The organism is Delftia sp. WSY_10 (genome assembly GCF_043104705.1).
Taxonomy (GTDB): Bacteria; Pseudomonadota; Gammaproteobacteria; order Burkholderiales; family Burkholderiaceae_C; genus Comamonas; species Comamonas tsuruhatensis.
The window spans coordinates 218,045-233,693 of the sequence record NZ_JBICKY010000004.1 but is presented as its reverse complement, the minus strand read 5'-3'; the positions used below and the strand labels follow the sequence as shown (position 1 = coordinate 233,693).

The following is a 15,649-nucleotide window of genomic DNA, read 5'->3' as shown; positions in this document are numbered from 1 at the left end:
CCCTCACCATGAAATTTTCCCCATTGCTGCTGGCCGCAGCCTGCCTGAGTCTGCTGGGTTGCTCGGCGCAACAGCAGGAGTCCAAGGCTGCCGCGCCGCCAGAGCCGATGCCCGCGTCCACGCCTGCGGCGCAACTGCTGTTCGCGGCACCGGGCGAGCCGCTGCCCCCGGGTGGCCAGACCACGGTCCACGCCACGGGCCGCAACGCCTTCTCGCTGCCTGCCGCCAACCTGGACGATGCCGAGCGCACGCGCTTCGTCATCGGCAACTCCTTCTTCAAGCGCAACTGGGTGCAGGCGCCGGCCTCCACCACGGCGCGCGATGGCCTGGGCCCGCACTTCCTGGCGCGCTCCTGCGGCGGCTGCCATGTGCAGGATGGCCGCGCCCAGCCGCCCGACTTCCACAACCCGCTCAAGCCCCAGCCGTTCGCGGGCCTGCTCATGCGGCTGTCCATTCCGGGCGAAGGCCCGCACGGCAGCCCGGTGCCGGACCCGGTCTATGGCGACCAGTTCAACACTGAGGGCGTGCTGGGCGTCAAGGGCGAGGGCCAGCTGCGCATCCGCTATGAACAGGTGCATGGCCGCTTTGCCGACGGCACGGCCTACACGCTGGAAAAGCCGGTCTACGAGCTGGCTGCGCTCAACTACGGCCCCCTCGCTGCCAACCTGATGACCAGCCCGCGCATTGCGCCCCAGGTCATCGGCCTGGGCCTGCTGGAGCACATCCCGGAGTCCGAGATCCTGGCCAACGCTGCCGCCCAGGCGGCCCTGGGCGGCCCCATCAAGGGCCAGCCCAACTATGTCTGGGATGCCTACGGCGAACGCATGATGCTGGGCCGCTTCGGCTGGAAGGCCAACGTGGCCTCCATTGCCCACCAGACGGCTTCGGCCTTCCTGGGCGATATCGGCATCACATCTAAGCGTTTCCCGCACCAGACCTGCACGCCCGCGCAAAAGGACTGCCTGGCCGCGCCCAACGGCAACGGCGCCGAAGGCGTGGAGATCGAGGACCGCGTGCTGGACGACGTGATCTTCTACCAGGCCACGCTGGCGCCGCCTGCACGGCGCAACGCCAGCGACCCTGCCGTGCGCCGTGGCGAGGCACTGTTCCACCAGGCCCAATGTGCGCAGTGCCATCGGCCCTCGTACAAGACGGGCGGGGCGCTGTTCCCCGCGCTGTCGCCGGCACTCAGCAGCAAGGGGTTGTCGGGCCAGACCATTGCGCCCTACACCGACCTGCTGCTGCACGACATGGGCGATGCGCTGGCCGATGGCCGGCCCGACTTCAAGGCCTCAGGCCGCCAGTGGCGCACGCCGCCGCTGTGGGGCATAGGCCTGCTGCCCGATGTCAACAACCACCAGCGCCTGCTGCACGACGGCCGTGCGCGCGGCGTGCTGGAAGCCATCCTCTGGCACGGCGGCGAGGCCGAAGCCGCGCGCGAACAGGTGCGCCAGTTCAGCGCCGAAGACCGTGAAGCCCTGGTCAAATTTGTGGAGTCCCTCTGATGCAAGACATGCGCATGACCCCTCGCCAAATCCTTTGTGCCGCCGCGCTGGCGCTGCTGGCCACCACCCCGGCCCAGGCCCAGGAAGTGGAGGCCAACATGGCCATCCCCTTCTACAACACGGCCCATGCCGTGCAGGGGCTGTATGGCCAATGGTTCTCGCCCCAGGCCAAGGCCGCGCAGGCATCCGCCCAGGCGCTGAGCCAGGCGCTGCGCGCGCACTGCACGGCACCTGCGGCACCTGCGGGATCGGCTGCCGCCACGCTGCAGACGGCGCGCCAGGCCTATGTGCAATCGTCGCGGCAGTGGAGCAGCTTCTCGGCCGTGGCCCTGGGGCCGCTGGTGGAGCGCCGCTCGGCGCGTCTGGTGGACTTCCGCCCCATGCGCCCGGCTCTGCTCAAGAAGGCCATACAGTCGGCCCCCGCCGATCTGGCTGCCATGGAGCGCATCGGTGCACCCGCCAAGGGATACCCGGCGCTCGAGAACCTGCTGTGGACCCAGCCCGTGGAGCCGCAGACGCCGGCTTGCGCCTATGCCACCCTGGTGGCCGAGGAAATCGGCGCCGAGATGGGCATCCTCAGCAACGGCTTTGCCAAGCTCGCGACCCAGGATTGGTCCGAGGATGGCGATGCCACCACCGAAGCCATGGCCGAGTTCATCAACCAGTGGGTCGGCGGCCTGGAGCGCCTGCGCTGGGCGGACATGGAAAAGCCCTTGCGCAGTGCGGGCAGTGCAGGCAGCAAGCCCCCCGCCTGGGAGCACCTGGCCAGCGGCAGCACCGTCGAGGTCTGGCGCGCGCACTGGCAGGGCCTGCGCACGCTGGCCGTGAGCGTGGACCGCAAGGTGCCCCGGCCCGGCGTGGACATCGTGCCCATCGAGTCCTACCTGCGCGGCCGTGGCCTCAACCCGCTGGCCGACCGCTGGCTCAAGGCCGTCAACGAGGCCGATGCCGGCATGCGTGCCCTGACCGAGCCGAGTGCCAAGGCCGTCGATGCCGCGACCAAGCCGCTTTCGCGCCTCAAGCGCCTCATGGAAGGCGAGGTGGCGCCTGCGCTGGAAGTCAACATCGGGTTCTCGGATGCCGACGGGGATTGAGCAGGCGCTGAATCGCCGCCGCTGGCTGCAGGGCCTGGGTCTGCTGGCTGCCATGCCGCTGGCAACCTCCCATGCGGCCAGGCCGTCTGGACCGGCACGGTCGCTGGCTGCGGCCTGGATGCAGGGCGAGCAGATGCGTGTCGGCATCGTGCAGGCCAGTGCGCAGGTGGACAGGCCGCTGCAGGTGCTGCAGGCCCTGGATGTGCCCACGCGCGCCCATGGCATGGCCGCGCTGCGCGACGGCTCCGTGGTCTTCGCCAGCCGCCGCCCCGGCGACTGGCTGGTGCGTCTGAAGCCGGGACAGGCCGCCGAGGATGCGCAATGGCAGTGGATAGAGCCCGACCGCTTCTTCAACGGCCATGTCATCGAAAGCGCCGATGGCCGCCATCTCTACACCACTGAGACCGACCTGGAAGATGCCCAGGGACTGATCGGCGTGCGCGATGCCATCACCTTGGAGAAGATCGCCGAATGGCGCACGGGCGGCATGGACCCGCACCAGCTGCTGCTGGACGCCGACGGCACGCTCATGGTCGCCAACGGCGGCATTCCCACGCAGTCCGAGACCGGCCGGCGCAAGCTGCAGCTGGACCACATGGACTCATCCATCGCGCGGCTGTTGCCGGCAGAAGGCGGCGCCCGTGCCGGCCTGTGGAAGCTGGACGACAGCCGCCTGAGCCTGCGCCACCTGGCCTGGGGCCCGCAGGTCGCCCACGCGCCCGCGCGCCGCTGGCTGGGCATTGCGCTGCAGGCCGAGCACCGCGACACCGAAGCGCGCGCCGCCGCGCCCGTGCTGGCCCTGTTCGATGGCCACCGTTTGCATGCCGTGCCCCTGCCCGAAGGGCGCGAGCCCCTGGCCGGCTATGGCGGCGACATCGGTTGCGACGGCCAGCTCTTCGCCGTCAGTTGCCCGCGCGTGAACACCGTCACCTGGTGGCAGGTGCCCGGCAACGGCCAGGCCAGCGGACGCTGGCTGCGTGGCGATGCCATGCCAGGCGTGTACTGCGTGGCCAACGCAAGTGTCTCGCTCGATGCCAAGGGCCGGCCCCTGCCTGCCGAGCCCGCGCTGTGGATGGGCGGTGCGCGCCAGGCCCAGCTGCGCCAACGCGGCCAGGTGTTGCGCACGGTGGCAGTGCCTGGAATGGCGCTGGACAACCACTGGATTGAGCTGAAGAGCCGCCGCTAGCAGCCGGGGGAGGGCGCCGAGCAGGGTGCGCTCCCGGCGTGCCCGCGCTCTGTTCGTCGGGCAATAAAAAAGGGTCTACGCTTGCACGTAGACCCTTTTCTTTGTTTGGTGGCGCTTCACGGACTCGAACCGCGGACCTGTGGATTATGATTCCATCGCTCTAACCGACTGAGCTAAAGCGCCGTAAGACCTAAATTATATGCAGAATTTTTGGTCGATCCGGGAAGTTGTGCAAATTTCTCGAAATTTCTTTGCGAGAGGCCTGCAGTGCCTTGCCGGAAGACGCGCATTGTAGCGTGTCTTTCAGCAGGTTCAGAGATGTTTGAAGTTTGCGGGGCGCTTGTTGACGAAGGCGTCCATGCCTTCCTTCTGGTCCTGTGTGGCGAACAGCGCGTGGAACAGGCGGCGCTCGAACATGACGCCGTCGGCCAGCGAGCCCTCGAAGGCGCGGTTCACCGATTCCTTGGCCGCCATGACGGCGATCTGCGAGAAGCCGCTGATGATGATGGCGGCGCCCAGGGCTTCGTCCATGAGCTTGTCGAAGGGCACGACGCGGCTGACCAGACCGGCGCGCTCGGCCTCGGTGGCGTCCATCATGCGGGCTGTGAGGGCCATGTCCATGGCCTTGGACTTGCCCACGGCACGTGGCAGGCGCTGCGTGCCGCCGGCGCCGGGGATGACGCCCAGCTTGATTTCCGGCTGGCCGAACTTCGCATTGTCGGCGGCGATGATGAAGTCGCACATCATCGCCAGCTCGCAGCCGCCGCCGAGGGCAAAGCCGCTGACGGCGGCGATCACGGGCTTGCGGATGCTGCGGATGGTCTCCCAGTTGCGCGTGATGTAGTCGCCCTTGTAGGCGTCGGCAAAGCTGTACTTGGCCATGGCGCCGATGTCGGCGCCGGCCGCAAAGGCTTTCTCGCTGCCGGTGATGATCATGCAGCCGATGGCCTCGTCGGCATCGAAGGCCTGCAGGGCCTGGCCCAGCTCGTTCATGAGCTGGTCGTTGAGCGCGTTGAGCTGCTTGGGGCGGTTGAGCGTGATGATGCCGACCTTGTCGGCTTCGACGCGAACTTCAATCATTTCGTAGGCCAAGGGAGTCTCCTGCTGGGGTTGTCGTCGTGATGCTCAAGAATAACCGGCCAGGGGCGCGGGTGCGCGTGTGTGCATGTGCGCGCGTGCACCGCGTTTCACGGCGTGCCGGGAGCCTGCGGGCTGTCGGCGCGGCCGCCCAGCCAGCGTCCCACGGCCTCTTCGTCGGTGATTTCCAGGGCGAGGTTGCTGGGAGACGGGGGCTGTGGAGCGCTGGAGATGGCAGCTTTTGCATCGCCGTTGTCCGTTTTCTCGACCATGGCGGCCTCGCTCAGCAGGGCCGAGCCCCAGGGCAGGGTGAAGGCCAGGATCTGGCGGTCGCGGGCCACCCAGGCCACGACCTCCAGCGCCGTGCCTGCGTACAGCGCCACATCGTCCAGGCGGGTGATGCGCCAGCGTGCGGGCTGTGCATCCTCGGCCCCGGTGGGCAGCTCGATGGCCAGCCATTCGTCGCCGGCCATGAAGCCTGCGCGCTCGGCCAGGCTGCCGCGCAGCACGGTCTTGACGGTGATGCCCTGGCTTTCCTGTACGCGCAGGCCCAGCCGCTGGGCAGTCTGCGCCGGTTCGGCCTTGGCCTGCACGCCCTGGGCGGCCAGCAGCTCGGCCAGCGGCAGGTCGTCGGTGCCGTGCACCCATTGCGTGATCTCGGGGGCGAAGCTGCGCCCGCCCAGCTCCTGCAGCACGGCCAGCACATCGGCCTCGCGCATGGGGCCGCCCTGGCAGCGCTGCCACAGCGCGCGCATCACGTCGTCCAGCGTGCTGCGGCCTTCGCGGCGCAGTTGCAGGTCCAGGGCCAGCGCGACCAGGCAGCCCTTGGTGTAGTAGCTGACGGTCTGGTTGGGCGTGTTCTCGTCCTGGCGGTAGTACTTGACCCAGGCGTCATAGCTGGCCTGGGCCACGGACTGCAGGCGGCGGCCCGGTGTCTGCAGCACCTGGTTGATGGTGCGCGTGACCAGCTTGAGGTACTGGGCGTTGTCGATCAGGCCGGCGCGGCGCAGCAGCAGGTCGTCGTAGTAGCTGGTGAAGCCTTCGAAGAACCACAGCAGCTCGGTGTAGTTCTCCTGCCCGTAGTCGTAGCGTGCGAATTCTGCGGGGCGCAGGCGCTTGACGTTCCAGGTGTGGAAGTACTCGTGGCTGATCAGGCCCAGCAAGGTGGTGTAGCCCTCGGCGGCCTTGCGCTCGCCCACGCGCGGCAGGTCGCGCCGGCCGCAGATCAGGGCCGTGGAGTTGCGGTGCTCCAGGCCCCCATAGCCGTCATCGACCACGTTGAGCATGAACACATAGCGCTGCATGGGCGCGGGCGTGGCCTGCTCGCCCGTACCGTGCCAGAAGGCCAGCACGGTCTCGCAGATCCTGCGTGCATCGGCAACCAGGCGCGCGCCGTCGAAGCTGGGCGCGGCGCCCGCAACGACGAAGCTGTGGGGCACGCCCGCGGCCACGAAGTCGCCACGCCAGAAGCTGCCCATCTCCACGGGGCAGTCCACCAGTTCGTCGTAGTGGGCAGCGCGGTACAGGCCCCAGCCGCGCGCATCGGCGTCCACGGCGTCCAGGCCGGTGGCCACCTGCCACGATGCCGTGGCGTCCGATGCAAGCAGCTGCAGCGTATGCGGCGTGTCTTCCTGGCCGTGCACGCGCAGGCACAGGCTGGTGCCGTTGAAGAAGCCGCGGCGGCGGTCCAGCCAGGCCGTGCGCACCGAGCTGTCGTAGGCGCAGAACTGGTAGCTGAGCACCAGCGGCACGCCGGCTGCGCAGTCGACCTGCCAGAGGTTCTTGCCCTGCTGGGCCAGCGCGACGGGACGGCCGTCCTGCTCGGCAGACAGGTCCTGGAGGTTCTTGGAGAACTCCCGCACCAGATAGCTGCCGGGAATCCAGACCGGCAGCGACAGGGTCTGGCCGGCGGCCGGGCGGGCGATGTGCAGCTGCACGCTGAACAGGTGCGCATCCACATCAAGGGCCTGCACGCGGTAGTGGATGTCCGCTGCGGCAGTGGCAGCGGCGGTGGCGGCGAGGGGAGAGGTCATTCGGGCTCCTGCAGGTGTGGCCTGGAGGCTGCCCGGGCCCGCTGCGGCGGGCTGGAGCCGGGAAGCTCCGGCCAAGGGGAATCAGAGGGGCGGGCCCGGCATCGGGCCCGCGAGGCGGCGATCAGCGTGCGGCTGCGGCCAGGTTCTTCTCGACTTCCTGGGCGCTGATGGCGCCAGGCACTCGGGTGTTGTTGGTGAAGATGACGGTGGGCGTTCCCGTGATCTTGTACTTGCGGCCGAAGGCCAGGTTGCGCTGCACGGCCGAGGTGTCGCATTGGGCAGCGGCCGGCACCTTGTCGCGCAGCATGTGGTCGGCCCATGCACCGGCCTGGTCCTTGGCGCACCAGATGTTGCGCGATTTCTCGGCCGAATCGGGGCTCAGGATGGGGTACAGGAACAGGTAGATGGTGACGTTGTCCACGTTCTGCAGGTCGCGTTCGAAGCGCTTGCAGTAGCCGCAGTTGGGGTCCTCGAACACGGCCATCTTGCGTTCGCCCTTGCCGTGGACGATGGTCACGGCGTCCTTGAGCGGCAACTGCTTGAAGTCCACCGCCGTCAGCTGGTTCATGCGGTCTTCGGTGAGGTTGCGGCGTGCCTTGGTGTCGATCAGCTCGCCCTGGATCAGGTAGTTGCCCTTGGCGTCCGTGTAGAACAGATCCGTGCCGATGCGCACCTCGAACAGGCCGGACATGGGCGTGGGGCGGATTTCGTCGATCTTTTCCAGCTGGGGAATGCGCTCGGTCAGCGTCTTGCGCAGGTTGGCGTCCTGGGCGTGAACACCGAGGCTCCAGGTCAGGCTGGCAGCCGTCAGCAGGCAGGCGAAGAGTTTCATGGCAATGCGGAGGTGGGCGGGGCCGCGTTCAGGCCGGCCGCGCCGTGGTTGAGGGGGAGTGCGCAGCGCAGTGCGCCACGGAGCACGGGTACGAGTCGCAAATCGGCAAAGGGTTCAACGGCAAGCATTCCTGCATGCCGGGCTCAGGCGCCGCTGCGCGGGTCCAGGCCCATGGCCTGGCGCGCCATCCAGTCCTTGAGCGGGCCGAAGCGCTCGAAGCCCTTCATGCCCCAGTTGCGCAGCATCTGCACCGGCACCTCCGGTCGGCTGAACAGCTGCTGCAGCCCGTCCATGGCCAGGCCCATGGGCGCCAGCGCGGCCTTGCGCTCGCGTTCGTATCGGCGCAACAGGCGCAGATCGCCCGTGCTGCGCCAGTAGCCGCGCTCCTGCAGCACGCGGGCCAGGGCCTGCACATCGCCCAGGCCCAGGTTCAGGCCCTGGCCTGCCAGCGGGTGCACGTTGTGGGCCGCGTCGCCCACCAGCACCCAGCTGCGGGCCGAGCGTGCATCGCCGTCAGGCATGGAGCCGCACCAGTGGTCGGCCACGGCCTGCTGCAGCGGCCAGGCCATGCGCGGTGCGCTCAGCTCCAGCCGGCCCAGTGCGCCCTGGCTGATGGCTTCCAGCCGCGCCGTGAAATCCTGCGTGTCGGCGGCCAGCCAGCCATCGGCCAGCTCGCGCGCAATGGACCAGACCACGGCCACGCTGTGGCCTTGGGGACCTTCCAGCGGAAGCAGGGCCAGGATGCCTTCGGGCGTGAACCACTGGCGCGCCACCTGGCCGTGCGGCAGCTCGCAGTGCAGCCGGGTGGCGATGGCGTGCTGTGCATAGGGCGTGACGGCGAAGTCCACGCCGAACTCGCTGCGCGTGCGGCTGGCACGGCCTTCGCAGATGGCCGTCAGCGGCGCGGCCACGGGCTGGTGCACCACCTCGACCATGGGCTGGTAGCGCACGGCCTCGGCCAGGCGCTGCTCCAGCGCGGGCACATCGACGATCCAGGTCAGGGCGTCGACGTCCTGGCGGGCAGCGTCGAACAGCACATGGCCGTCCAGGTCGCCAAAGACTTCCATCTGCGTCACGGGCGTGGCGTGCTCGTCGTCCGGCCAGCAGCGCAGGCTGTCCAGCAGGCCGCGTGCGCTGGCATTGAGCGCGTAGGCGCGCACATCGGGCGCGTTGCCGGTGGGAGCGGCCACCACCAGGGCCACGCGCAGCCGTTCCCGGGCCAGCAGGAGAGCCAGGGTCCGGCCTGCGATGCCGGCCCCGCGTATACATACATCAAAGGTTTGCGCCATGGCCGGCATTGTAGGAGTCCGGGCCATGCCGGGGATTCCAACTGGCGCAAACTCCGGCTTTGGCGTGATGTGCCGCAGCCTGCGTCGCCATCTGGCATATTGCCGCCCATCGCATGGCGCCATTCGCGCCATGGATGGCATACACACTCCAGATTTCCCCAAAAAGAGCTATCCGATGTTTGACCAAGAAAGAGACGTGCAGGGCCGCATTGCCCAGTTGTGGGTATATCCCGTCAAATCCTGCGCGGGCATCGCGCTGCAAAGCAGCGGCGTCGGCGCCACGGGCCTGGCCTGGGACCGCCATTGGATGGTGGTCGATGCCAACGGCGAATTCCTGACCCAGCGCGACCATCCGCGCATGGCCTGGATACGCCCCGAGCTGGAGGCCGGCCACCTGGTCCTGCATTTCCCCCAGCTCCCGCCCCTGCGCATCCCGCTGCAGGCCACGGGCCCGGTGCGCCAGGCGCGCGTCTGGTCGGATGGGGTCCAGGCCTGGGACATGGGGCCGGAGGCAGCGCGCTGGCTGACCCAGGCCCTGGGCGCGGATTGCGCCCTGGTGCGTTTCGACCCGGCCGCGCCGCGCCGCACCAGCGAGCGCTGGACAGGCGGCGAGGCCGCGCCCGTGCACTTTGCGGACGGCTACCCGCTGCTGGTGCTGAGCCAGGCGGCCGTGGATGAACTCAACCAGCGCCTGCAGGCCGCCGGCCAGCCCGCCGTCGATGCCCGCCGCTTCCGACCGAACATCGTGATCGAGGGCCTTGAGGCCCACGACGAGGACCGGGTCGACGGGTTCGACGTGCTCGATGCCCGGGGCCTGCGGCTGCGCATGGCCAAGCCCTGCACACGCTGCCCCATTCCCGACATCGACCCCGTCACGGCCGTGCAGGGCACCGCCGTGGGTGATGCCATCCGTGCCTACCGCCAGGACGACCGTGTCGATGGTGCCATCACCTTCGGCATGAATGCCGTGCTGGAAAGCCTGCACGACGGGGCTGAACTGGCTGTTGGCCAGTCCGTGGCCGGCGACTGGCAGTTCGCCTGAAACGACAGGAAATGCCCGGTTGACTAAAATACGGGGTTTGTCCCCAGAATCCCTGTAGAAAGCCCTGCCATGAGCCTCAAATGCGGCATCGTGGGCCTGCCCAATGTGGGCAAGTCCACTCTCTTCAACGCGCTGACGAAGGCCGGCATCGCCGCCGAGAACTATCCCTTCTGCACCATCGAGCCGAACACCGGCGTGGTGGAAGTGCCCGATCCGCGCCTGCAGAAGCTGGCCGACATCATCACGCCCGAGCGCATCGTCCCGGCCATCGTCGAATTCGTGGACATCGCCGGCCTGGTGGCCGGCGCCTCCAAGGGTGAAGGCCTGGGCAACCAGTTCCTGGCCCACATCCGCGAAACCGACGCCATCGTCAACGTGGTGCGCTGCTTCGAAGACCCGAACGTCATCCACGTGGCCAACAAGGTGGACCCCATCGCCGACATCGAGGTCATCCAGACCGAGCTGTGCCTGGCCGACCTGGCCACCGTCGAGAAGGCGCTGAACCGCTACAGCAAGGCCGCCAAGTCGGGCAACGACAAGGAAGCCGCCAAGCTGGTGGCGCTGCTGACCCCCATCCAGGCTGCGCTGGACCAGGGCAAGCCCGCACGCACGGTGCCCGTCTCCAAGGAAGACGCGCCCCTGCTCAAGCAGTTCTGCCTGATCACCGCCAAGCCCGCCATGTTCGTGGGCAACGTCAGCGAAGACGGCTTCGAGAACAACCCGCTGCTCGACAGCCTCAAGGCCTATGCCGAGGCACAAGGCGCTCCCGTCGTGGCCATCTGCGCCAAGATCGAGGCTGAAATGGCCGAGATGAGCGACGAGGACCGCGACATGTTCCTGCAGGAACTGGGCCTGGAAGAACCGGGCCTGAACCGCCTGATCCGCGCCGGCTTCGGCCTGCTGGGCCTGCAGACCTACTTCACGGCCGGCGTCAAGGAAGTGCGCGCCTGGACCATCAAGGTCGGCGACACCGCCCCCCAGGCCGCAGGCGTCATCCACGGCGACTTCGAGCGGGGCTTCATCCGCGCCCAGACCATCGCCTTCGACGACTTCATCGCCTTCAAGGGCGAGCAAGGCGCCAAGGACGCGGGCAAGATGCGCGCCGAAGGCAAGGAATATGTCGTCAAGGATGGCGACGTGATGAACTTCCTGTTCAACGTCTGAGGCAACGGATGCCGCGGCAGAACTGCTGAAAAGCAGTTCTCGCCCACCTCAGGAAACCGCGCTTGTGCGCGGTTTTTTCATGTCTGGATCGATTCGGTCCCACGCACCGAACGTCCATGGACAATGGCGCCTTTCCATTGGGGAAAGAGAGACCTTGAAATGGACCGCCCGCATTTCAGATTCCATCCCGGTGCCTACGAAGCCGTCTTCGAGCAGGAAGAGGGTGTGTGTTCCTGCTGCGGACAAAACCGCAGCCTCAAGTACGAAGGCCCGTTCTACAGCCAGCAAAGCCCCGACTACCTGTGTCCCTGGTGCATTGCCAGCGGGCAGGCTTGCGAGACATACGACGGCGAACTTGTGGGATACACCGATATCGAAGGCGTGTCGCCTGATCCGGCAGACCCGGAGCCCGCCATCGCCAGGGAGCTGCTGCTGGAAGTATCGCTGCGCACGCCCGGCTACAGGGCCTGGCAGCAGCCCGTGTGGCTCACGCACTGCAACGAGCCCTGCGTCTTCCTGGGTCACGCCGACAGGCAGACCGTAGAGCCTTTCCTTGCTGAAGTCCTGCCCGACATGGAAGGCATCTACAAAAAGGATGCCCAGTGGATGCTGGAGCGGATGTCCAAGGACGGCATGATTTCAGGCTGCCTTTTCCGGTGCGTGCGTTGCGGCGAGCATAGGCTGCATATGGATGTGGGATGAACCCGATGATCGACTACGAAACGCTCTCCACCCAGACCGGCATTGCCTTGCCGCCACTGTTGAAGGAATTTCTGGCATCGGGAAAGACCCACTACGGCCCGGATTGGGCTGATACCTGGCGCCAGCGCTGCCTGCAGGACCCGCCCTTGTTCATGAGTTGGCAGGACTTCGAATGGATAGACGCCGAAGCCAGCCGGGAAATCATCGAGGGCTGGCTCAATCCTTCCGCGCAGAACGGCAGGCGCTTTTTGCCATTCGCCCAGTCGGGCGCCGGCGATGCCTGGTGCCTGACGCCGCTGGACACGCATGGCGTGGGCGTGGCGCTGGTGTTGCACGATGACGAGGCCAGCAGCGTTTCGCACGCCTGCTTCGATGACTTTGTCTGCGCGGGATTTCTGCAGGCCTTTGCGGACCTGAGCGATCAGCTGGATGAATTCTCGGAGCCGGAGGCTTTGCAATTGTTGCGGGCCGATGTCGCACAGACCACGCGCTTCATGACGCAGGAGTTGGGAGGCTATCTGCAGGATTTTTGCCGGCGTCCCTTGGAGATCAGGCCTTGGCGCGACGGGCCCCGGGCGCGTGTTCGCCAGGTGGCTTCATTGATTTCACAGGATGAACTGGCGGCCGAACTGGACCGGCTGCCCGCCGTGGACCTTTCCTTTCCCGTCGTGGCGCGCTGGGAAGTGTGTTCATCGGACGAGGGCAGCACGCAGCCCGGCCTGGTGCCAGAGCCCGCAAAGATCGACTGGCGCACCCTTGCCGCCGATCCCCTGCAGAAGATGGCGGCCATCAGGGCCTGCCAGAGTGAGCATGGCTGCAGCCTGGGACAGGCCAAGGCCATGGTGGACCAGCACCTCGGCGGCCGTGTGAACGCGCACGCCTGACCGGGGGCAGGCCGGCGCCTTCAACCCACCATAGCCATCCATCCCGCCAACCGACCGCCTTCACCCTCCAGTTCCGCAGCCCCTCCCATCCGTGCCGAACTCTTCTTCGGGAATGCAAGGCAGATGCTCCGGGGGGGCCTGGACATTGAGCTTCCGATCGTGCTGGATTGCTTGGCAGAGGCCCAGGCTGTTTCGGAGCGAGCGCCGTAAGATGACCCGTCGTCACCCGACAGGGTGAAAAGACAGGCCCGAGCAAGGTAACGCCAGCAAGAAAGGAATCACGTCCTATGGATAAGCAGGCGCTTGGCGAACGCGATATCTGTACCAAGCGCATCACGCAGGCTATGGAAAAGGCTGGATGGGACGCCCGGACCGAGGTGCGCGAAGAATTCCCTCCGGACGGACTCAGGGCCACCAGCGGGGGCGCAGTATGAGCACCCACCTGCCCGCCGACTACCCGGCACTGCTGGCCGATATCAAGCAGCGTGTCCGCCATGCCCAGACGCGGGCCATGCTGGCGGTCAATGCCGAATTGATCCGCCTGTATTGGGATATCGGGGCACTGATCGACCAGCGCCAGAAACGGGAAGGCTGGGGTGCCGCAGTCATCCCTCGGCTGGCCAGGGATCTGCACAACGAACTGCCGGAGGAAAAAGGTTTTTCCGAGCGCAACATCAAGCGCATGCTGGCTTTTTATCGCGAGTATCCCTCTCTGGCTGCCACAGCCGGGAGCACAGAGAAAGTGCCACAGGCCGTGGCACAACTTGCCCCCAGCGAAAAAGTGCCACAGGCTGTGGCACAAAGCCGCCTGGCGCCGGGGGTGGCGGCAGATGGCGCACAGGTGTTTGCTCCTGATGTTCTGCTGTCCCTGCCGTGGGGCCACCATGCCGAGCTGATCGCCAAGGTCAAGGAGCCGGGCGCACGCCATTGGTACATGTGCGCAGCCATCGAAAACGGATGGAGCCGCAGTGTCCTGCTGATGCAGATCGAGACAGCCGCGCACCTGCGACAAGGCAGAGCTGCCAGCAACTTCGCCTTGCGCCTGCCTCCGCCGGATTCCGACCTGGTACAGCAAACGCTCAAGGACCCTTACCTGTTCGACTTCCTGACGCTGGAATCAGGTTTCCATGAGCGTGAGTTGGAAACCGGTCTGATCACCCATCTGGAAAAATTTCTCCTGGAGCTGGGCCAGGGCTTCGCCTTTGTGGGGCGCCAATATCACCTGGACCTTGGCGGAGACGATTTCTACATAGACCTGCTGTTCTACCATCTCAAGCTGCGTTGCTACGTGGTCATCGACCTCAAGCGGGGCGATTTCAAGCCTGAATACGCGGGCAAGATGAACTTCTACTGCAACGTTGTGGACGACAGGTTGCGACACGCAACCGACCAACCCACCATCGGTTTGATCCTGTGCCAGAAACCCAATCACGTGCTGGCCGAGTATGCGCTGCGCGGCGTGGACAAGCCCATCGGCGTTTCCGGTTTCGAGCTCACCCGTGCCTTGCCGGAAACCCTGCAAAGCAGCCTGCCCAGCATCGAACAGATCGAGCGCGAGCTGGGAGGCGGGCATGAATGAGCACACCGCTGAACTGCTGGAAAAGTACCTGCGACAGCTCGAACGCCGCGGGTAGTCATGCGATAGAAAAACACGCCGGCGCTCAACAGGTTGAATTTGACCGTCCGATGGCCCGTGGCGGTCTGCTGTGCCGGGCTCGAAGCCGCCCCTTCAACCCACCATAATCACCCATCCCGCCAACCGACCTCCCTCACCTTCGTGCCCCACCCCACCAGTCCCGCAGCCTCTCCCATCCATGCCGAACTCGTCGCCGTGCTGGCGGCGGTGACCCAGGGCACACCGCGCGTGCTGACCACGGCGGACGGGCAGTTGCTGCCGGCGGGGCCGTTCGAGGTGGGGCACCGTTCGCTGCAGGCCGGCCTGCGCGCCTGGGTGGAGGAGCAGACCCATCACCCGCTGGGCTACATGGAGCAGCTCTACACCTTTGCCGATGGCGATCGCACCGATGCCAGCGGGGCGCGCGTGATCTCGGTCAGCTACCTGGGGCTGACGCGCGAATCCGCGGACCGCAGCGCGGGGCAGGCCGTCTGGCAGGACTGGTACCGCTACTTTCCCTGGGAAGACTGGCGCGGCGGCGAGCCGGCCCTGCTGCGCTCCCACATCGCTCCGCGCCTGCATGCCTGGATGGCCGAGGCGCGCGGCGCCCAGCGTGCGCTGCGGCGCCAGCGCGCGGACATCGCCTTCGGCCTGGACGGCGGGCCCTGGAACGAGGACATGGTGCTGCAGCGCTACGAGCTGCTGTACGAGGCCGGACTGGTGCAGGAGGCTGCCCACCGCGTCCATGGCGCGGCCGCCATGCTGCCTGGCGAGGCCATGCACCACGACCACCGCCGCATCCTGGCCACGGGCATGGCGCGGCTGCGCGCCAAGATCAAGTACCGGCCCGTGGTGTTCGAGCTGATGCCGCCCGAGTTCACGCTGCTGCAGCTGCAGCAGACGGTGGAGGCCCTGGCCGGGCGCGGGCTGCACAAGCAGAACTTCCGCCGCCTGATCGAGCAGCAGGATCTGGTCGAGGAGACCGGCCAGCTCACGGTGGGCTCGGCGGGCCGGCCGGCCAAGCTGTTCCGCTTTCGCAGCGATGTGCTGCTGGAGCGGGCCATCTCCGGCAGCAAGCTGCCGCTGGCCAAAGGCATCGACGGTTCCCCCTGAGCCGCACGGCACTTGCCCGATTGTGACAATGGCTTGACAGTACTTATGCTCGTATCTAGCATAAGTTCCTCGCTCAAGCCCGCAAGGCCGCGCGCCACATTTTTTTGACCTAC

General features: G+C 67.0%; 13 protein-coding genes and 1 tRNA gene. 9 read left to right on the top strand and 5 right to left on the bottom strand.

Translation table 11 applies throughout. The features are described 5' to 3' along the window. The first annotated feature begins 8 nt into the window (after positions 1-8). The 3 genes from ACF8ML_RS01300 to ACF8ML_RS01290 are packed head-to-tail and all read left to right on the top strand — an operon-like array spanning position 9 to position 3,785. Positions 9-1,505 (top strand): di-heme oxidoredictase family protein, encoded by a 1,497-nt coding sequence (locus ACF8ML_RS01300; RefSeq protein ID WP_133072296.1) that lies wholly within the window; start codon positions 9-11, stop codon positions 1,503-1,505. After that, the gene (locus tag ACF8ML_RS01295; RefSeq protein WP_126312457.1) at positions 1,505-2,599 is read left to right on the top strand and encodes an imelysin family protein; all 1,095 of its coding nucleotides are present in this window, start codon (positions 1,505-1,507) and stop codon (positions 2,597-2,599) included. The genes ACF8ML_RS01300 and ACF8ML_RS01295 overlap by 1 nt, the downstream gene beginning before the upstream one ends. Continuing rightward, complete coding sequence (locus ACF8ML_RS01290) at positions 2,583-3,785, top strand: DUF1513 domain-containing protein (RefSeq protein WP_392405973.1); 1,203 nt, start codon at positions 2,583-2,585, stop codon at positions 3,783-3,785. Before ACF8ML_RS01295 ends, ACF8ML_RS01290 begins: the two co-directional genes overlap by 17 nt. A gap of 106 nt (positions 3,786-3,891) precedes the next feature. Here the strand turns inward: ACF8ML_RS01290 and ACF8ML_RS01285 are convergent. The 5 genes from ACF8ML_RS01285 to ACF8ML_RS01265 all read right to left on the bottom strand — a co-directional run bounded on the left by ACF8ML_RS01285 (position 3,892) and on the right by ACF8ML_RS01265 (position 9,016). Then, positions 3,892-3,968 (bottom strand) — tRNA-Met (locus ACF8ML_RS01285). Positions 3,969-4,097: 129 nt separating this feature from the next. Beyond that, entirely contained in the window at positions 4,098-4,877 is a 780-nt protein-coding gene (locus ACF8ML_RS01280; protein WP_016447972.1) for an enoyl-CoA hydratase, read from the bottom strand. Between the two features lie 95 nt (positions 4,878-4,972). Beyond that, positions 4,973-6,895 carry a M61 family metallopeptidase gene (locus ACF8ML_RS01275; RefSeq protein WP_392405971.1) on the bottom strand — a complete coding sequence of 641 codons (1,923 nt, stop codon included), beginning with the start codon at positions 6,893-6,895 and terminating at the stop codon, positions 4,973-4,975. 121 nt (positions 6,896-7,016) lie between these two features. Continuing rightward, positions 7,017-7,727, bottom strand: a complete 711-nt coding sequence (locus ACF8ML_RS01270; RefSeq protein ID WP_034364245.1) for a DsbC family protein — start codon at positions 7,725-7,727, stop codon at positions 7,017-7,019. 143 nt (positions 7,728-7,870) lie between these two features. Further along, positions 7,871-9,016 (bottom strand): FAD-dependent monooxygenase, encoded by a 1,146-nt coding sequence (locus tag ACF8ML_RS01265; protein WP_026062153.1) that lies wholly within the window; start codon positions 9,014-9,016, stop codon positions 7,871-7,873. A 175-nt stretch (positions 9,017-9,191) separates the two neighbouring features. Between ACF8ML_RS01265 and ACF8ML_RS01260 the strand changes: the two genes are divergently transcribed. From ACF8ML_RS01260 to ACF8ML_RS01235, 6 genes are all read left to right on the top strand, one after another. Beyond that, positions 9,192-10,058: an MOSC domain-containing protein gene (locus ACF8ML_RS01260; protein ID WP_392405968.1), complete on the top strand. Its 867-nt coding sequence runs from the start codon at positions 9,192-9,194 to the stop codon at positions 10,056-10,058. A gap of 69 nt (positions 10,059-10,127) precedes the next feature. Beyond that, positions 10,128-11,222 carry a redox-regulated ATPase YchF gene (ychF, locus tag ACF8ML_RS01255; RefSeq protein ID WP_016447967.1) on the top strand — a complete coding sequence of 365 codons (1,095 nt, stop codon included), beginning with the start codon at positions 10,128-10,130 and terminating at the stop codon, positions 11,220-11,222. A 159-nt stretch (positions 11,223-11,381) separates the two neighbouring features. Then, the gene (locus tag ACF8ML_RS01250; protein ID WP_016447966.1) at positions 11,382-11,924 is read left to right on the top strand and encodes a CbrC family protein; all 543 of its coding nucleotides are present in this window, start codon (positions 11,382-11,384) and stop codon (positions 11,922-11,924) included. A 5-nt stretch (positions 11,925-11,929) separates the two neighbouring features. Next, the gene (locus ACF8ML_RS01245; RefSeq protein ID WP_374725855.1) at positions 11,930-12,808 is read left to right on the top strand and encodes an SMI1/KNR4 family protein; all 879 of its coding nucleotides are present in this window, start codon (positions 11,930-11,932) and stop codon (positions 12,806-12,808) included. Between the two features lie 430 nt (positions 12,809-13,238). Further along, positions 13,239-14,387 carry a YhcG family protein gene (locus ACF8ML_RS01240; protein WP_392405966.1) on the top strand — a complete coding sequence of 383 codons (1,149 nt, stop codon included), beginning with the start codon at positions 13,239-13,241 and terminating at the stop codon, positions 14,385-14,387. Positions 14,388-14,585: 198 nt separating this feature from the next. Next, positions 14,586-15,536 (top strand): membrane protein, encoded by a 951-nt coding sequence (locus ACF8ML_RS01235; protein ID WP_013804059.1) that lies wholly within the window; start codon positions 14,586-14,588, stop codon positions 15,534-15,536. Positions 15,537-15,649 lie beyond the last annotated feature (113 nt).

Coding starts and splice junctions, on each gene's coding strand:
- ACF8ML_RS01275 (WP_392405971.1), bottom strand. CDS start 6,895: ATGACCTCTCCCCTCGCCGCCACCGCCGCTGCCACTGCCGCAGCGGAC.
- ACF8ML_RS01300 (WP_133072296.1), top strand. CDS start 9: ATGAAATTTTCCCCATTGCTGCTGGCCGCAGCCTGCCTGAGTCTGCTG.
- ychF (WP_016447967.1), top strand. CDS start 10,128: ATGAGCCTCAAATGCGGCATCGTGGGCCTGCCCAATGTGGGCAAGTCC.
- ACF8ML_RS01290 (WP_392405973.1), top strand. CDS start 2,583: ATGCCGACGGGGATTGAGCAGGCGCTGAATCGCCGCCGCTGGCTGCAG.
- ACF8ML_RS01270 (WP_034364245.1), bottom strand. CDS start 7,727: ATGAAACTCTTCGCCTGCCTGCTGACGGCTGCCAGCCTGACCTGGAGC.
- ACF8ML_RS01250 (WP_016447966.1), top strand. CDS start 11,382: ATGGACCGCCCGCATTTCAGATTCCATCCCGGTGCCTACGAAGCCGTC.
- ACF8ML_RS01240 (WP_392405966.1), top strand. CDS start 13,239: ATGAGCACCCACCTGCCCGCCGACTACCCGGCACTGCTGGCCGATATC.
- ACF8ML_RS01295 (WP_126312457.1), top strand. CDS start 1,505: ATGCAAGACATGCGCATGACCCCTCGCCAAATCCTTTGTGCCGCCGCG.
- ACF8ML_RS01260 (WP_392405968.1), top strand. CDS start 9,192: ATGTTTGACCAAGAAAGAGACGTGCAGGGCCGCATTGCCCAGTTGTGG.
- ACF8ML_RS01245 (WP_374725855.1), top strand. CDS start 11,930: ATGATCGACTACGAAACGCTCTCCACCCAGACCGGCATTGCCTTGCCG.
- ACF8ML_RS01265 (WP_026062153.1), bottom strand. CDS start 9,016: ATGGCGCAAACCTTTGATGTATGTATACGCGGGGCCGGCATCGCAGGC.